Origin of the sequence: Streptomyces sp. NPDC002133 (assembly GCF_040296405.1) — a bacterium.
Taxonomy (GTDB): Bacteria; Actinomycetota; Actinomycetes; order Streptomycetales; family Streptomycetaceae; genus Streptomyces.
The window spans coordinates 43,629-60,126 of sequence record NZ_JBEOXF010000050.1 but is presented as its reverse complement, the minus strand read 5'-3'; the positions used below and the strand labels follow the sequence as shown (position 1 = coordinate 60,126).

Here is a 16,498-nt window from a genome sequence, read left to right as displayed (position 1 = left end):
GAGACGGCCAAGCCCTACCGCTGGACCTACGAGGGCACCCCGCTCAAGGCAGCCTGATCAACACCCTCCACGAACTTCCGCGGAGCAGCACTAGATCACGTTCAGCGCCGCTGCGCCGCCCACGCCGCCCAGCAGCATGAAGACCGGCATCAGGACCTTCAGCTCCACCCAGCTGCCCGCCCGGAAGCGCATGCCCTTCGGCGGGCCCAACGGGTACCAGCGCTTGCTGCCGACAGGTATGGGCCAGAGGATCGGGCAGCCGGAGACCGTGAGTGCGTCGCCGATGTCGTGGACGAGGGCGCCCAGCACGATGGGGAGGCCGAGCCAGAGGTACTCCTGGCCGGGGCCGGTGAAGAGCCAGTCCGCGCCACTGCCCGGTTTGTCCAGGACGCCTGCCAGGATCCACGCGCTGGTCGCACCGAGCAGCCAGACCAGCACGTCGCTGGAGACCCGCGCGGCACGCCACAGCAGGCCCTCGACCGCGAGGACGAGGTGAATGAACAGGATCGCGAGGACCGCCCAGCGTCCCCCGGTCACGGCCAGCGCCGACGTGCCGGCGCCGATCAGCACCGCCCACAGCCAGGTGTGCGTGAGCGTGCGGTGGCCGCCGGTCCTGCGGGGGTCGCCCTGCTTCTTCGTCGCCTTGTAGACCGCGTACGACAGTTTGTCGACCACCTCGCACACGCCTCGCGAGATGGGCCCGAAGGCCCGGGAGATCGTCGCCGCCTTGTGGTCGAGGTCGGGCGCGAGTGCCGCGCCCGCGCAGATCAGTGCGCCGACGACGAGTACGGGCCACGGCATCGGATGGCCCGCCGCGGCCGCCGCGGCCCCCACCCCCAGCCAGGCTGCGGCCCCGGACAGGGAGTGCGCCGGTCCCATCATGCTGTTCCCGCCCCATTTGTCGTGTGGTTGTGCTCAGTTGACGGGACAGGTTATCGGTAGCGATCTTCCTCTCGGTGGCCGGTTCCCTCATCCGGGCCGAAGCCAGGCAAGATGGGGGGCGTGACCCTTATCGATCAGCTGCCGCCGGATGCCGACCCCGATGCCCTCTTCGAAGCCTTTTCGTCATGGGCCGAGGACCGGGGCATCACGCTCTACCCGGCCCAGGAGGAGGCGCTGATCGAGGTGGTCTCCGGGGCGAACGTGATCCTTTCCACCCCCACCGGTTCGGGAAAGAGCCTGGTCGCGGCAGGTGCGCATTTCGCGGCGCTGGCCCGGGACGAGGTCACCTTCTACACGGCGCCGATCAAGGCCCTGGTGTCGGAGAAGTTCTTCGACCTCTGCAAGCTCTTCGGCACCGAGAACGTCGGCATGCTGACCGGCGACGCCTCCGTGAACGCCGACGCGCCCGTCATCTGCTGCACCGCCGAGGTCCTGGCGTCCATCGCGCTGCGCGACGGCAGGAACGCCGACATCGGCCAGGTCGTGATGGACGAGTTCCACTTCTACGCGGAGCCGGACCGCGGCTGGGCGTGGCAGATCCCCCTCCTCGAGCTCCCCCAGGCACAGTTCGTGCTGATGTCGGCGACGCTCGGCGACGTCTCGATGTTCGAGAAGGACCTGACCCGCCGCACCGGCCGCGACACCGCCGTCGTGCGCTCCGCGACCCGCCCGGTCCCGCTCTCCTACGAGTACGTGGCGACACCGATCACCGAGACGCTGACCGAGCTGCTGGAGACCAAGCAGGCGCCGGTCTACATCGTGCACTTCACGCAGGCCCAGGCGGTCGAGCGGGCGCAGTCGCTGATGAGCATCAACATGTGCACGCGCGAGGAGAAGGACCAGATCGCCGAGCTGATCGGCAACTTCCGCTTCACCACGAAGTTCGGGCGCAATCTCTCCCGCTACGTGCGCCACGGCATCGGCGTCCACCACGCCGGCATGCTGCCCAAGTACCGACGCCTCGTCGAGAAGCTCGCCCAGGCAGGTCTGCTGAAGGTCATCTGCGGTACGGACACGCTCGGCGTCGGCGTCAACGTCCCCATCCGAACAGTGCTGTTCACCGCACTCACCAAGTACGACGGCAGCCGTGTCCGCACGCTCCGCTCCCGCGAGTTCCACCAGATCGCGGGCCGCGCCGGGCGGGCGGGCTTCGACACCGCCGGATTCGTCGTCGCGCAGGCGCCCGAGCACGTCGTCGAGAACGAGAAGGCGCTCGCCAAGGCGGGCGACGACCCGAAGAAGAAGCGGAAGGTGGTCCGCAAGAAGGCTCCCGAGGGCTTCGTCGCGTGGTCCCAGAACTCCTTCGAGAAGCTCATCGCCTCCGATCCCGAGCCGCTGACCTCCCGGTTCAAGGTCACCCACGCCATGCTGCTGTCGGTGATCGCCCGCCCGGGCAACGCCTTCGACGCCATGCGCAAGCTGCTCGAGGACAACCACGAGCCGCGCAAGCAGCAGCTCAGGCACATCCGCCGGGCGATCGCGATCTATCGCTCGCTTCTCGACGGCGGCATCGTGGAACGCCTCGAAACCCCCGACGCCCAGGGCCGTATCGTCCGGCTCACCGTCGACTTCCAGCAGGACTTCGCGCTGAACCAGGCACTGTCCACCTTCGCGCTCGCGGCCTTCGACCTGCTCGACCCCGAGTCGCCGTCGTACGCCCTCGACATGGTCTCGGTCGTCGAGTCGACACTCGACGACCCGCGCCAGATCCTCGCCGCCCAGCAGAACAAGGCACGCGGCGAGGCGGTCGGCGCGATGAAGGCGGACGGGGTCGAGTACGAGGAGCGGATGGAGCGGCTGCAGGACATCTCGTACCCGAAGCCGCTGGAAGAGCTTCTGTGGCACGCGTACAACCTCTACCGGAAGTCGCACCCGTGGGTCGGCGACCATCCGGTCTCGCCGAAGTCCGTCATCCGTGACATGTACGAACGGGCGCTGTCCTTCACCGAGTTCACGTCCTTCTACGAGCTGGCCCGTACCGAGGGCATCGTGCTGCGCTACCTCGCGAGCGCGTACAAGGCGCTCGACCACACCATCCCGGACGATCTGAAGACCGAGGACCTTCAGGACCTGATCGCCTGGCTCGGCGAGATGGTCCGCCAGGTCGACTCCAGCCTGCTGGACGAGTGGGAGCAGCTGGCGAACCCCGAGGTGGAGACCGCGGAGGAGGCCCAGGAGAAGGCCGACCAGGTCAAGCCGGTCACGGCGAACGCCCGCGCCTTCCGCGTGCTCGTGCGCAACGCGATGTTCCGCCGCGTGGAGCTGGCCGCGCTCGACCAGGTCGCCGCGCTGGGCGAGCTGGACGGCGAGTCCGGCTGGGGCGAGGAGGCGTGGGGCGAGGCGATGGACGCGTACTGGGACGAGTACGACGACCTCGGCACCGGGCCGGACGCGCGCGGGCCGAAGCTGCTGTCCATCGAGGAGGACCCCGAGCACGGCCTGTGGCGGGTGCGGCAGACCTTCGCCGATCCCAATGGCGATCATGACTGGGGCGTCAGCGCCGAGGTCGATCTGGCGGCCTCCGACGAGGAAGGGCGGGCCGTGGTCCGCGTCACCTCCGTGGGCCAGCTCTGAGGGCCCTTCCGTGAGACTGGAGAACACCGAATGACCAATCCCGCCGAGCGGCTCGTCGACCTGCTCGACCTGGATCAGATCGAGGTCAACATCTTCCGGGGGCTCAGCCCCAACGAGTCCCTGCAGCGTGTCTTCGGCGGTCAGGTCGCCGGGCAGGCCCTGGTGGCGGCGGGCAGGACGACGGACGGCGCCCGGCCGGTCCACTCCCTGCACGCGTACTTCCTGCGGCCCGGCATACCGGGTGTGCCGATCGTCTACCAGGTGGAGCGGGTCAGGGACGGCCGGTCGTTCACCACCCGCCGGGTCACCGCGGTGCAGCAGGGCCGCACGATCTTCAATCTGACGGCCTCCTTCCACCAGCCCGAGGAGGGCGGCTTCGAGCACCAGCTGCCGCCTCGCCTCGACTTCCCGGCTCCGGAGACGTTGCCGAGCGTCACCGACGAGATCCGCGGGCACCTGGGCGTGCTGCCGGAGGCGCTGGAGCGGATGGCCCGGCGCCAGCCGTTCGACATCCGCTACGTCGACCGGTTGCGCTGGATCAAGGAGGACGTCAAGGAGGCCGACCCGCGCAGCGCGGTGTGGATGCGCGCGGTCGGCCCGCTCGGCGACGACCCGCTCGTGCACACGTGCGCACTGACGTACGCCTCCGACATGACCCTGCTCGACGCGGTCCGTATCCCGGTCGAGCCGCTGTGGGGGCCGCGCGGCTTCGACATGGCCTCGCTGGACCACGCGATGTGGTTCCACCGGCCGTTCCGCGCCGACGAGTGGTTCCTGTACGACCAGGAGTCGCCCATCGCCACGGGCGGCCGAGGGCTGGCGCGCGGGCGGATCTACGACCGTGAGGGGCGGCTGCTGGTGTCGGTCGTGCAGGAGGGGCTGTTCCGGCCCGTGTAGCGGAGCGTGCGAGAGTGAGCGGCGAAGGACCGTCACCGAGGAGAAGCTGATGACTCTGCGCGACATCCCGCTGCGCACCCTGACCGGCGAGCCCACGTCTCTCGCCGACTACGCGGACAAGACCGTCCTGCTGGTCAATGTGGCGTCCAAGTGCGGCCTGACCCCGCAGTACGCCGGTCTCGAACGGCTGCAGAAGCAGTACGGGGACCGCGGATTCACCGTGCTCGGCGTGCCGTGCAACCAGTTCGCCGGGCAGGAGCCCGGCAGCGCCGAGGAGATCCGGACGTTCTGCTCGACGACGTACGGTGTCTCGTTCCCGCTGCTGGAGAAGACGGATGTGAACGGCGCGGACCGGCACGCGCTCTATGCCGAGCTGACGAAGGTCACGGACGCGGAGGGCGAGGCCGGCGACGTCCAGTGGAACTTCGAGAAGTTCCTCATCTCGCCGCAGGGCGAGGTCACCCGGTTCCGTCCGCGCACGGAGCCGGAGGCGCCGGAGGTCGTGGGCGCCATCGAGGCCATGCTGGGCGCCTGACGACGGTGGACGGGGCGGCGTACGGTTTGCGTACGCCGCCTCTCGCACACCCGGTGTCAGCAGCCTGCCGGTCGGCCGTCGAGGAGGCTCCCCGGCGGCCCGGGAGGCCCGCAGCCACCTCCGCCGGCGTATCGGCCGGGTGGCGGCCGCCGGGCGCCTGCGCATGAGCGTGGACCGGGCGACCCGGCTCATGCACGCGAACGGTGCCGGCGTGGTGCTCTCACTGATCGCCACCCCGCCCTCCGAACGGGACCCCGGCCTGTCGGCCGTCGCCCGCGAACAGGTGCTGCGCACGATCACGACCGACGGCGCCGCCGAGCCCGCCACACCGGCCGGCGTCACGAGCCGGGCCGTCGCGTTGCGCGAGGCCCTCCTCGACAGCCTCACCACCGACCTCACGCCCACCGAGCGCGGCCTGCTGACGGAATGGCTCGACCGCATGGCCGACAACACCACCGCACACCACCCTCACGCCACGCAAGGGCCCTGAGGACCCGCGGATCGGCCGCCCGAGATCACCGCGGACGACCGACCAGAGGTCAGCGACTTCCGAACGTGACGATTCAGCGGATCGGCATGCCCGACAGCGTGCGGGCGATCACGAGACGCTGGATCTCGCTCGTCCCCTCGAAGATCGTGTAGATCGCGGCGTCGCGGTGCATGCGCTCCACCGGGTACTCGCGGGTGAAGCCGTTGCCACCGAGGATCTGGACCGCCTGGGCAGTGACCTTCTTGGCGACCTCGCTGGCGAAGAGCTTGGACATCGAGCCCTCGGCCGAGGTGAACGGCTTGCCGGTCACCGCCATCCACGAGGCCCGCCAGACCAGCAGCCTGGCCGCGTCGATCTGCGTGCGCATGTCGGCGAGCTGGAAGGCGACGCCCTGGTTGTCGATGATCGGGCGACCGAACTGCTCGCGCTCCTTGGCGTATTCGAGCGCGTAGTCGTACGCGGCACGGGCCGTGCCGACCGCCATCGCGCCCACGGCCGGGCGGGAGGCCTCGAAGGTGGCCATGGCGGCGTTCTTCACGCGCTCGCCACCGCCGGCCTGTGCGTGCTCTCGGGCGCGGGCGAGGCGCTCGTCGAGCTTGTCCTTGCCGCCGAGGAGGCAGGAGCCGGGGACGCGGGCGTCCTCGAGGACGACCTCGGCGGTGTGGGATGCCCGGATGCCGTGCTTCTTGAACTTCTGCCCCTGGGAGAGACCGGGGGTACCGGGGGGAACGATGAAGGAGGCGTGGCCCTTGGTGCCCAGCTCCGGGTCGACGACGGCGACGACGACATGGACGTTGGCGATGCCGCCGTTCGTCGCCCATGTCTTCGTGCCGTTGAGGACCCACTCGTCCTTGGCCTCGTCGTAGACGGCGCGGGTCCGCATCGAGCCGACGTCGGAGCCGGCGTCGGGCTCGGAGGAGCAGAAGGCGGCGACCTTGACGTCGTCGACGTCGCCGTACATCTGCGGGATCCAGGTGCCGATCTGCTCCTCGGTGCCGTTGGCGAGGACACCGACGGCGGCGAGTCCGGTGCCGACGATGGACAGGGCGATGCCGGCGTCCCCCCAGAAGAGCTCCTCCATGGCCATCGGGATGCCGAGGCCGGTGGGGTCGAAGAACTGCTGGGCGTAGAAGTCGAGGGAGTAGATTCCGACCTTGGCGGCTTCCTGGATGACCGGCCAGGGGGTTTCCTCACGCTCGTCCCACTCGGCGGCGGCCGGGCGGATCACGTCCTTCGCGAAGCCGTGCAGCCAGTCGCGGACCTGCTTCTGGTCGTCGTTGAGATCGAGCGTGAACTCGGTCATGTCCCCTCCTGATGTGCACAACGTGACGCATCCACCCGCATGTTACTTGCGGTAACAGCAGTCTGTTACCGGCAAGTAGATGCTGTCAACCTGCACCGGTCGGGTCGGCGCTCCGTCCCTGCGGAGTGTTACGTTGCGCAGGCCGCAGGACAACGACGGGCGGGGAGACGCTATGGAGACCACGACTCACCAGACCGAGCAGCAGCGGTCGGCGGACCAGCGGCGGCGGGAACTGCTCGAAGCCGCGGACCGGGTGGTGCTCCGCGACGGGCCCCAGGCCTCCATGAACGCGATCGCGGCGGAGGCGGGGATCACCAAGCCGATCCTCTACCGGCACTTCGGCGACAAGGGCGGACTGTACCGGGCCCTCGCCAAGCGCCACACCGACGCCCTCCTGGACGCGCTGCGCGCGGCGGTGGACGCGCCTGCCGACCGGCGCGAGCGGGTCGAGAACACCCTCGACACCTACCTGGCGGCGATCGAGGCCCGGCCGCAGGTGTACCGCTTCCTCATGCACCCGGCCGAGGACTCCCAGCAGTCGGAGCAGTCCGAGCAGGGCTTCGACGTCGGCCGGCACTCGGCACCCCTGCTGCGCCGCCTCGGCGAGGAGCTCGCCAAGGTCATCGAGGACCGCGTCGACCTCGGGCCCGCGGGGCGCGAGCTGGCGCGGGTGTGGGGTCACGGGATCGTCGGCATGATGCACGCAGCGGGCGACTGGTGGCTGGGCGAACGCCCTTGCTCCCGCGAGCAGTTGGTGAAGAGCCTCACCGATCTGCTCTGGGGCGGCCTGGCCCTCTCCGCGGACCGCGAGGGCAGTCCGGGGTTCTGAGCCGGGGCCCCGCCCCGCACCTCTCCCCTGAGCCCTGGCGGGCGCGGGGGGCCTTCATCCGAAACGCCGGAGGGACCGGAAGGACGGGACTCCGGGGCTCCGCCCCGGAGCGCGGCGCCTACGCCTTGGCGGGCGCGGTGGACGGGGCTGAGAAGGAGCCCGTCGGGGGACACCCCAGGCGAAGCAGAAGACCAATCAGGTCCGTCCGGTGAATGACGACGGTCACCAGGGACCCGCACACCCCTACCGGCGAGACCGATCAGGCCCGCCCGCCGATCGAGGACGGACAGCCGGGCCGACCGGACAGTACCGGGCACTCCCCGGGGCCCGGACGGAGCCCCGCATCGGGGTCGGGGCCGCGCCCCGGCAACGGCCTCTGGGACGAAGCCCCGAGCCAGGCACGGGCGGAGCCCCCGACACAGGGCCCCGGGCCCGCCCCGGTTCGGGCGAGGGCAGGGTGGGGTGGGGGAAACGGCCCTACGGGCGGGACCACGGCGCGCGTCGGATGGCGCGGAGCGCGCGGGCGCGGCGCCGGCCGGTGACGTGGTCCAGGTAGACCCCGCCCTCGAGGTGGTCGCACTCGTGCTGCAGGCACCGTGCGAAGAACCCCGTCCCGTCCACCCGCACCGGCTCGCCGTCCATCGTCACGCCCTCGACGACCGCCTGGTCGAAGCGTGGCGTACCCGCCTCGACGCCCGGCAGCGAGAGGCAGCCCTCCGGGCCGCGCACCGTGACCCCGTCGGTCACGACGAGCCGTGGGTTGACCACGTGCCCGAGGTGGCGGACGTCCTCGTCGTCGGGACAGTCGTAGACGAAGACCCGCAGCGGGACGCCGATCTGGTTGGCCGCGAGGCCGACGCCGTTCGCCGCGTACATGGTCGCGAACATGTCCTCGACGAGCTTCGCGAGGGACGGACCGAAGTCCGTGACGGGCTCGCAGGGGGCGTGCAGCACCGGATCTCCGAACAGCCTCATGGCTCGTACGAGTCCGGAACTGCCGGGGATCGGACGGTTTCGCATGGCGGTAAGGGTACGTTCCGCCCGCCGCCGCGATGACCTCCAGGTTTCGTCCGGGAGCCGCGGTTCGGGCCGTCGGCCGGATCTCGATAGGCTGGGCCCCGACCGACGCAAGGAGGATCAAGGACGATGGCAGGACACCCTGGCAATGCAGAGCCATTGTCGCCGCGGGCCAAGCTGGCCGTGACGGCAGGCAAGGCCGCAGCGGCGGTGTCGCGCGCCGCGGGACGCGGCAGCGGATCGGTGATCGGCGGCCGGGTGGCGCTCAGACTCGACCCGGATCTGCTGAGCCGTCTGGCGCAGCATCTCGACGTCATTCTGGTGTCGGCGACGAACGGCAAGACCACCACCACGCGGCTGATCGCCGAGGCCCTGCGCGCCAGCGGCCCGGTCGTCTCCAACGCGCTGGGCGCGAACATGCCGGCGGGCATCACGTCCGCCCTCGCCGGCGGCTCCGACGCCCGGTACGGCGTGATCGAGGTGGACGAGAAGTACCTGGCCGGCGTCGCCCGCGACACCACCCCCAAGGCCATCGCCCTGCTCAACCTCTCCCGCGACCAGCTGGACCGCGCGGCCGAGACCCGCATGCTCGCCGAGAAGTGGCGCGAGGGCCTGTCCGGTACGAAGGCCGTGGTCATCGCCAACGCCGACGACCCGCTGGTCGTCTGGGCCGCGTCCTCCTCCGCGAATGTGGTCTGGGTCGCCGCCGGGCAGGAGTGGAAGGACGACGCCTGGTCCTGCCCCTCCTGCGGCGGTGTCATGCAGCGCCCCGGCGACGACTGGTTCTGCGGCCAGTGCGGCTTCCGCCGCCCCGCCGTCAGCTGGGCGCTGAGCGGCGACCACGTGCTCGACCCGCACGGCTCGGCCTGGCCGATCCATCTCCAGCTGCCGGGCCGCGCCAACAAGGCGAACGCCGCGACCTCCGCCGCGGTCGCCGCGGTCTTCGGTGTCCCGCCGCAGGTCGCCCTGGAGCGCATGTACCAGGTGCAGGCCGTCGCCGGACGGTACGACGTGGTGTCCTTCCTCGGCCGCGACGTACGCCTGCTGCTCGCGAAGAACCCGGCCGGCTGGCTCGAGACGTTCTCGCTGATCGACCCGCCCCCGACCCCGGTGATCCTCTCCGTCAACGCGCGCGGCGCCGACGGCACCGACACCTCCTGGCTCTGGGACGTCGACTACACCCGGCTCGCCGGCCACCCGATCTTCGTGATCGGCGACCGCCGGCTGGACCTGGCCGTACGTCTCGAGGTCGCGGGCCTGGAATTCCGGGTCTGCGACACCGTCGACGAGGCCGTACAGCTCGCCCCGCCCGGACGGATCGAGCTCATCGCCAACTACACGGCGTTCCAGGACGTCCGCCGCCGCGTCGGCAACTGACCCCGAGGAGACGAGAGCATGAGTAACGGCAGCCTGCGGCTTGTCTGGGTCTACCCGGACCTGCTCAGCACGTACGGGGACCAGGGCAACGCCCTGGTCGTGGAGCGCCGGGCGCGCCAGCGCGGACTCGGCGTCACGCGGGTCGATGTGCGCAGCGACCAGCCGGTGCCGACCTCCGGAGACATCTATCTCATCGGCGGCGGCGAGGACCGTCCGCAGCGGCTCGCGGCCGAGCGCCTGCGGCGCGACGGCGGCCTGTCACGGGCCGCGTCCAACGGCGCGATCATCTTCTCGGTGTGCGCCGGATACCAGATCCTCGGCCACGAGTTCATCAACGACCTGGGGGAGCGCGAGACGGGCCTCGGCCTGCTCGACGTGGTCTCCACCCGGGGCGAGGGCGAGCGCTGCGTCGGCGACGTCCTGGCCGACATCGACCCCCGGCTGGGCCTGCCCCAGCTGACGGGCTTCGAGAACCACCAGGGCATCACCCACCTCGGCCCGTCGGCGCGCCCGTTCGCCCGCACGGTGCTCGGCAACGGCAACGGCACCGGCGACGGCACCGAGGGCGCGTACAACGACACCGTCTTCGGCACATACATGCACGGCCCGGTGATGGCCCGCAACCCGCAGATCGCGGACCTGTTGCTCAAGCTGGCCCTCGACGTGAACGCGCTGCCGCCGACCGACGACCGGTGGTACGAGGCGCTGCGGGGCGAGCGCATCGCCGCCGCGACCCAGCCCGTCTGACGGCCCCCGTACAGGCGGTCGCACGGATTTCGCCTTCGTACGAATCCACAGTGTCCACGGTACGGACGTCCGGTTCGGTCCTCGCCGCCCCGCGCCGGTAGGGTGGCGGGGATCCAACCGGACAACGTGGTCCGGGAGTCGGCCCACGTTGCAAAGGTATTCGGGCTAATGCGCATTGGTGTCCTCACCTCCGGCGGTGACTGCCCCGGTCTGAACGCAGTCATCCGTTCCGTCGTGCACCGCGCCGTCGTCGACCACGGAGATGAGGTCATCGGCTTCCACGACGGGTGGAAGGGTCTGCTGGAGGCCGACTACCGCAAGCTCGACCTGGACGCGGTGGCCGGCATCCTCGCCCGTGGCGGCACGATCCTCGGCTCGTCCCGGGTGCAGCCCGCGCATCTCGTCGACGGTGTCGAGCGGGCCAAGGGCCACGTCGCCGAGCTGGGGCTCGACGCGATCATCCCGATCGGCGGCGAGGGCACGCTGAAGGCCGCCAATCTGCTCTCCGAGGCAGGTCTGCCGATCGTCGGCGTGCCGAAGACCATCGACAACGACATCGCGTCGACCGATGTGACGTTCGGCTTCGACACCGCCGTCGGCGTCGCGACGGAGGCGCTCGACCGGCTGAAGACCACCGCCGAGTCGCACCAGCGCGTCCTGATCGTCGAGGTCATGGGCCGGCACACCGGCTGGATCGCCCTGCACTCGGGTATGGCGGCCGGCGCGCACGCCATCGTCGTCCCGGAGCGTCCCTTCGACATCGACGAGCTGACCAAGCGGGTCGGCGCGCGCTTCGAGGCGGGCAAGCGCTTCGCGATCGTCGTCGTCGCCGAGGGCGCCAAGCCGCGCGAGGGCTCCATGGACTTCGACGAGGGCGGCAAGGACATCTACGGCCACGAGCGTTTCGCCGGCGTCGCCCGGCAGCTCTCCGTCGAGCTGGAGCATCGGCTCGGCAAGGAGGCCCGGCCGGTGATCCTCGGGCATGTGCAGCGCGGCGGTACGCCGACCGCGTACGACCGTGTCCTCGCCACCCGCTTCGGCTGGCACGCCGTGGAGGCCGCGCACCGCGGCGAGTTCGGCATGCTGACGGCGCTGCGCGGCACGGACATCACGATGGTGCCGCTGGCACAGGCCGTGGAGACGCTGAAGACGGTCCCGGACGAGCGGTACGCCGAGGCCGAGTGCGTGCTGTGAACCGGTCGCACACGCTGCATGTGTGAGGAACCGCCCCCGGTCGCAGAAGCGGCCGGGGGCGGTTCTACTCTGGTGCGGCGGACAACAACCGCGAATCGGGACGCTCCAGGAGTACACAGATGGATCACAGCGGGCACGGCGAGCACGGTATGCCGATGGATCTGCCGCCGTTCACGCTGGGGCGGGGCCTGGAGTTCTCCGCGGACCCCTTCTTCCTGGTCGGCTGCCTCGTCGGTCTCGGGCTGTACGCCTGGGGTGTCGTCCGGCTGCGGCGACGCGGCGACGCATGGCCGGTGGGGCGGACCGTCTTCTTCACCGTCGGGGTGCTGACCATCGCACTGGTGATGTGCACCGGGCTGAACGACTACGGCATGGTCATGTTCAGCGTGCACATGGTGCAGCACATGGTGATCAGCATGCTCTCGCCGATCCTCCTGCTGCTCGGCGCTCCGGTGACACTGGCGCTGCGCGCGCTGCCGGTCGCGGGGCGGGGCCGCACGGGACCGCGCGAGCTCCTGCTGGCCCTGCTGCACAGCCGCTACATGAAGATCGTCACGCACCCGGCGTTCACGATCCCGATGTTCATCGCGAGCCTCTACGCGCTCTACTTCACCCCGCTGTTCGACTTCCTCATGGGGTCGAAGGTGGGGCACATCGGGATGATGGTGCACTTCCTCGCGGTCGGCCTGATCTTCTTCTGGCCGATCATGGGCGTGGACCCGGGGCCGCACCGTCCCGGCTACGTGATGCGGATGCTGGAGCTGTTCGCGGGCATGCCGTTCCACGCCTTCTTCGGCATCGCGCTGATGATGGCGTCCGAGCCGATGGTGAAGGCGTACGCGGATCCGCCGGCGTCGCTCGGGATCACCGCGCTCGCGGACCAGAACGCGGCGGGCGGCATCGCCTGGGCGTTCAGCGAGATCCCGTCCGTGCTGGTGCTGATCGCGCTGGTGTTCCAGTGGTACCGCTCCGAGCAGCGTCAGGCCGTCCGCCAGGACCGGGCCGCGGACCGGGACGGGGACAAGGAGCTGGAGGCGTACAACGCGTATCTGGCCTCTCTCCAGGCGCGCGGGCGCTGAGCACCGCCCGCCAGTGGTGCGCGGCAGTAGCGCGCGGGCCTCTTCAGGGGTGACCATGGCTGCACGGCCATGGCCATGGCTTCCAGCCACGGCACAGAGGCCCGGAGGAGGACGCGCATGTCCGGTTCCACGAAGACGATGGGTGTGCTCACCCTCGTCGCCCTGGTGGTCGTGACGGCCTACACGGTCGCGCTGGGCAGCAACGGCTGGCTGTGGTTCGGCTGGGTCGTGCTCGGTCTCGTGACTCTCGGAATGGTGGCTTCCAAACCCACGTAGTGCCCATGTGCGGCTCCGCCGCGGGTGGCGGAGCCGCATGGCGGGGCGCCAGATGCGGCTCGGCGGGCACAGGTACCCAGGGCGCGGCGGTCGGCGACGTCCACGCCGTGCTGGGGGCCGCCGCCGACCCGGAGGGGCCCAGCTCCCGGTCGGGGTCCCCCGCCCCTCGGGTGCGTCGGTGGCGAAGGAGGCCACCGACGACGCGCTGAGCGGAGTGCTGCTCGGCCGCGTCGGGGCGTCGGAGGCGTGCGTCCTCGGCATCGGTGTCACGGCCTCGTACGCGATGTATCAGGGCCGGCCGACGATCGTCCCCGCCCGGGCCATAGCCGCCCCGGGTCATCGGCGCTCCGGCGGGCTTCCACCCGGCGGTACCGGCGGCGTGCCTGCCCCCCCCGACCGAGGCCCTGGGTGGCCGCCTGAGCGAGCCGGGCCGAGGTGAGGTGCGCCCGGCCGAGGCGGGGCGGGGCGGGACGATGAGTTTTCCGGTCGGCCCGAGTCTGCCTTTCCGTCACCGCGACCGCTGACGCCCCTAGGGAAGGAACCACCCGCCATGACCACCACCCGCACCCTCGACGTCCCCGGAGCACGCCTGCACTACGAGGTGCGCGGCACTGGACCGCTGCTGCTCGTCACGGGGGCGCCGATGGCCTCGGCGGACTTCGCACCGCTGGCCGACGCGCTCGCGGGCGAGTACACCGTCGTCACCCACGACCCGCGGGGCATCTCGGGCAGCGTCCTCGACGACCCGGAGCAGGACTCCACGCCGGAGCTGCGGGCGGACGACCTCGGCGCTCTCCTGGACGCCCTCGGCGCCGATTCCGCCGACGTGTTCGGCAGCAGCGGCGGCGCGGTGACCGGGCTCGCGCTGGTCGCGCGGCATCCCGGCCGGGTGCGCACGCTCGTCGCGCACGAACCTCCCCTGCTGGAGCTGCTCCCCGATGCCGCTGAGCAGCGCGCCGCGACCGACGACATCATCGCGACCTTCCACCACGAGGGCGTGGGGGCCGCGTGGATGAAGTTCATGGTCAACGCGGGCTTCGACATCGGTGGTGAGGGTGCCCCCACTCCGCCGCCCGGGGAGCCCTCGGAGCAGCAACTCGCCGACAGCGCCCGCTTCTTCGCCCATGAGCTGCGGGGCACCGCGCTCTACGTCCCGGACGTCCCGGCGCTGCGGGCCGGCCCGGCCCGGGTGGTCGTCGGCATCGGCGCCGCCTCGGGCGGCCTGCTCACCTACCGGACCTCCACGGCGCTCGCCGAGCTGCTCGGTGCGCCGCCGGTCGAGTTCCCCGGCGATCACGGCGGCTTCCTCGGGCAGCCCAAGGAGTTCGCCGCGGTGCTGCACGCGGTGCTGTCGGGCGAGCAGGACAGGTGAGGAGGACGGTCGAGACGGCGAGCGGACCGGTTCCACGCCGACGGCCGCCCTTGCACCGGTGATCCGGTGCAAGGGCGGCCGCCTCTGCGGGGCCGTTACTGCAGCGGCCGCTGGATCTGGCGCTCGGTCACCTGGTCCACGCGCTGCGTCTGCTCGTTCTTGATGGCGTACTTCGCCTTGTCCCCGCTGCCCTCGGCGCGCTGGATCTGGCCTTCCTGCATCCGGTTCTCTTCGTCCCGGTACTCCACGCGCTGTCCCTTGTTGTAGGGCATGGATCTCTCCAAGTCTCGTGTCGGTGTGCAGGGGCGGCCGCACGCGTTCGGCGCGGAACAGCCCTGCTCGACGCCCCGCGACCGTCGCTGGGCGCTCTGCCAGGACACCTCCGCCACCGTGGCGGAGCAACCGCTGTAGGCCGAACGGGGGAGGTCCTCACCGCCGTGCACCGGCCGACCGGACAGGCCGGGTGGACGGCACCGGCGGACCGTTCACCGCCCGGCACGGGCCTCCGGCTCACCGCCCGGCACGGGCCTCCGCCTTTTTCACCGTCCGCGCCTCCGGCTCGTAGTGGCCGTGCCGCCACCGGACGACGAGGGCGGCGGCCAGGTACGCGGCGGCGATCTGGGCCCAGAGCCAGTCGTGGCCGGTGCCGTCGTCGGAGTCCTCGGGCGCCGTGGCGGTGGTCTGCTCGACGGGGCCCGGCCCGGCCTGCTCGGGCTCGGGGACCGAGGGCGGTCCCAGCGAGCCCACCGGACGGACGTGTTCCGCGGCGTCGAAGCCCCAGTCGAGCAGGGACCGGGCCTCTTCGTACACCGCGCGTCCGCCGTCGCTCTGCGGGTTCATCACGGTCACGAGCACGGTACGGCCGTCCCGGCGGGCCGCGGCGATGAGGGTGTGGCCCGCGTGGGTGGTGTAGCCGTTCTTCACGCCGATGATGCCGGGGTACCGCCCCACCCCGTCGGCGCCGGTCAGCAGGCGGTTGGTGTTCCGGATGCCGTACGTCCAGGTGGGGGTTCCGTCGTCGAAGGTGCCGCCGGGAAACCTCGCGTCGACGGTCGCCGCGTACCGGGCGAACTTCCGGTTCGCGAGCCCGGTCCGCCCGAAGACGGCCAGGTCGAACGCGGAGGAGACCTGGCCGGGTTCGTCGTAGCCGTCCGCGGAGACGACGTGCGTGTCGAGTGCGCCCAGGGCACGGGCCTTGGCCTGCATCTGCCTGGCCGTGGTCCGCCAGCCGCCGTTCAGCTCGGCCAGTACGTGCACGGCGTCGTTGCCGGAGCTCAGGAAGACGCCCCGCCACAGGTCCGCCAGCCGGTACGTACGGCCGGCGGCGAGGCCCACGAGGCTGCTCCCCTCCCCCACCCCGGTCAGCTCCTCGTCGGTGACGGTGTGCACGCGTCTGCCGGAGAGCCGGGGCAGGGCGGTGAGGGCGAAGAGTGTCTTCAGCGTGCTGGCCGGCGGCAGTCGGCGATGTGCGTTGTGGGCGGCGAGGACATCACCCGTACGCGCGTCGGCGACCAGCCAGGACAGGGCGGACACCTCGCTCGGCAGGTCCGGGGCGTCGTCGTCGGGCCGCACATGGGTGCCCGAACGGTGCAGCAGGGACGCATCGGCGGACACCGGCCGCGGCGGCAGCGGCTCCTCCCGAGGGACCGCTGCCGCCGGTGCGGGCAGGACGGTCAGCGCTGCGGCGGCGAGGGCCAGCACACCCGAAACCGCGGTTCGGGGCAGAAAACTGATCATCATTCATTCACCGTAGAAACCGGTGACGCCCTGCGCGGGCCCGAGTGAGCCGACTGGCCTACACCGAGGTGCGGGGGATCGCGCGGCGGCAGGACACCGTGCGTGCAGGAGTCGACGGCGGCGTCGTAC

The 16,498-nt window shown here is 71.1% G+C and carries 17 protein-coding genes; 12 read left to right on the top strand and 5 right to left on the bottom strand.

Features of this window, described 5'->3' with window-relative positions:
- Positions 1–90: 90 nt before the first annotated feature.
- On the bottom strand, positions 91–882 hold the full coding sequence (locus ABT078_RS32625) for a metal-dependent hydrolase (protein WP_351234180.1): 792 nt from the start codon (positions 880–882) through the stop codon (positions 91–93).
- A 111-nt stretch (positions 883–993) separates the two neighbouring features.
- On the opposite strand from ABT078_RS32625, the gene ABT078_RS32620 reads away from it, so the two are divergent.
- The 4 genes from ABT078_RS32620 (at position 994) to ABT078_RS32605 (ending at position 5,438) form a co-directional block, all read left to right on the top strand.
- The gene (locus ABT078_RS32620) at positions 994–3,516 is read left to right on the top strand and encodes a DEAD/DEAH box helicase (protein ID WP_502981416.1); all 2,523 of its coding nucleotides are present in this window, start codon (positions 994–996) and stop codon (positions 3,514–3,516) included.
- 30 nt (positions 3,517–3,546) lie between these two features.
- Positions 3,547–4,413, top strand: coding sequence for an acyl-CoA thioesterase (locus ABT078_RS32615; protein WP_351234176.1), 867 nt, complete (start codon positions 3,547–3,549; stop codon positions 4,411–4,413).
- 49 nt (positions 4,414–4,462) lie between these two features.
- A complete protein-coding gene (locus ABT078_RS32610) occupies positions 4,463–4,948 on the top strand; it encodes a glutathione peroxidase (protein WP_351234174.1) in 486 nt (161 codons plus the stop codon).
- 163 nt (positions 4,949–5,111) lie between these two features.
- Positions 5,112–5,438 (top strand): hypothetical protein, encoded by a 327-nt coding sequence (locus ABT078_RS32605; RefSeq protein WP_351234171.1) that lies wholly within the window; start codon positions 5,112–5,114, stop codon positions 5,436–5,438.
- Between the two features lie 73 nt (positions 5,439–5,511).
- Here the strand turns inward: ABT078_RS32605 and ABT078_RS32600 are convergent, their stop codons facing one another.
- Complete coding sequence (locus ABT078_RS32600) at positions 5,512–6,741, bottom strand: acyl-CoA dehydrogenase family protein (RefSeq protein WP_351234169.1); 1,230 nt, start codon at positions 6,739–6,741, stop codon at positions 5,512–5,514.
- Between the two features lie 172 nt (positions 6,742–6,913).
- Between ABT078_RS32600 and ABT078_RS32595 the strand changes: the two genes are divergently transcribed.
- Positions 6,914–7,570, top strand: a complete 657-nt coding sequence (locus tag ABT078_RS32595) for a TetR/AcrR family transcriptional regulator (RefSeq protein ID WP_351234167.1) — start codon at positions 6,914–6,916, stop codon at positions 7,568–7,570.
- A 477-nt stretch (positions 7,571–8,047) separates the two neighbouring features.
- On the opposite strand, the gene def is transcribed toward ABT078_RS32595, so the two are convergent.
- Positions 8,048–8,590: a peptide deformylase gene (def, locus tag ABT078_RS32590; protein WP_351234165.1), complete on the bottom strand. Its 543-nt coding sequence runs from the start codon at positions 8,588–8,590 to the stop codon at positions 8,048–8,050.
- A gap of 126 nt (positions 8,591–8,716) precedes the next feature.
- Here def and ABT078_RS32585 point away from each other — a divergent pair, with 126 nt between their 5' ends.
- The 6 genes from ABT078_RS32585 (at position 8,717) to ABT078_RS32560 (ending at position 14,632) form a co-directional block, all read left to right on the top strand.
- Positions 8,717–9,964 carry a MurT ligase domain-containing protein gene (locus ABT078_RS32585; protein ID WP_351234162.1) on the top strand — a complete coding sequence of 416 codons (1,248 nt, stop codon included), beginning with the start codon at positions 8,717–8,719 and terminating at the stop codon, positions 9,962–9,964.
- Positions 9,965–9,982: 18 nt separating this feature from the next.
- Positions 9,983–10,711 (top strand): type 1 glutamine amidotransferase, encoded by a 729-nt coding sequence (locus ABT078_RS32580; RefSeq protein ID WP_351234160.1) that lies wholly within the window; start codon positions 9,983–9,985, stop codon positions 10,709–10,711.
- Between the two features lie 168 nt (positions 10,712–10,879).
- Positions 10,880–11,905: a 6-phosphofructokinase gene (locus ABT078_RS32575; RefSeq protein ID WP_351234158.1), complete on the top strand. Its 1,026-nt coding sequence runs from the start codon at positions 10,880–10,882 to the stop codon at positions 11,903–11,905.
- Between the two features lie 119 nt (positions 11,906–12,024).
- Positions 12,025–12,984 carry a cytochrome c oxidase assembly protein gene (locus tag ABT078_RS32570; protein ID WP_351234156.1) on the top strand — a complete coding sequence of 320 codons (960 nt, stop codon included), beginning with the start codon at positions 12,025–12,027 and terminating at the stop codon, positions 12,982–12,984.
- Between the two features lie 117 nt (positions 12,985–13,101).
- Positions 13,102–13,260 (top strand): hypothetical protein, encoded by a 159-nt coding sequence (locus ABT078_RS32565; RefSeq protein ID WP_351234154.1) that lies wholly within the window; start codon positions 13,102–13,104, stop codon positions 13,258–13,260.
- A gap of 550 nt (positions 13,261–13,810) precedes the next feature.
- Positions 13,811–14,632: an alpha/beta fold hydrolase gene (locus ABT078_RS32560; protein ID WP_351234152.1), complete on the top strand. Its 822-nt coding sequence runs from the start codon at positions 13,811–13,813 to the stop codon at positions 14,630–14,632.
- A 95-nt stretch (positions 14,633–14,727) separates the two neighbouring features.
- Here ABT078_RS32560 and ABT078_RS32555 read toward each other — a convergent pair whose 3' ends face one another.
- Positions 14,728–14,904, bottom strand: coding sequence for a hypothetical protein (locus ABT078_RS32555; protein ID WP_351234150.1), 177 nt, complete (start codon positions 14,902–14,904; stop codon positions 14,728–14,730).
- Between ABT078_RS32555 and ABT078_RS32550 the strand changes: the two genes are divergently transcribed.
- Entirely contained in the window at positions 14,903–15,043 is a 141-nt protein-coding gene (locus ABT078_RS32550; protein ID WP_351234148.1) for a hypothetical protein, read from the top strand. The genes ABT078_RS32555 and ABT078_RS32550 overlap by 2 nt on opposite strands.
- Before the next feature lie 99 nt (positions 15,044–15,142).
- Here ABT078_RS32550 and ABT078_RS32545 read toward each other — a convergent pair whose 3' ends face one another.
- The gene (locus ABT078_RS32545; protein ID WP_351234146.1) at positions 15,143–16,372 is read right to left on the bottom strand and encodes a D-alanyl-D-alanine carboxypeptidase family protein; all 1,230 of its coding nucleotides are present in this window, start codon (positions 16,370–16,372) and stop codon (positions 15,143–15,145) included.
- Positions 16,373–16,498 lie beyond the last annotated feature (126 nt).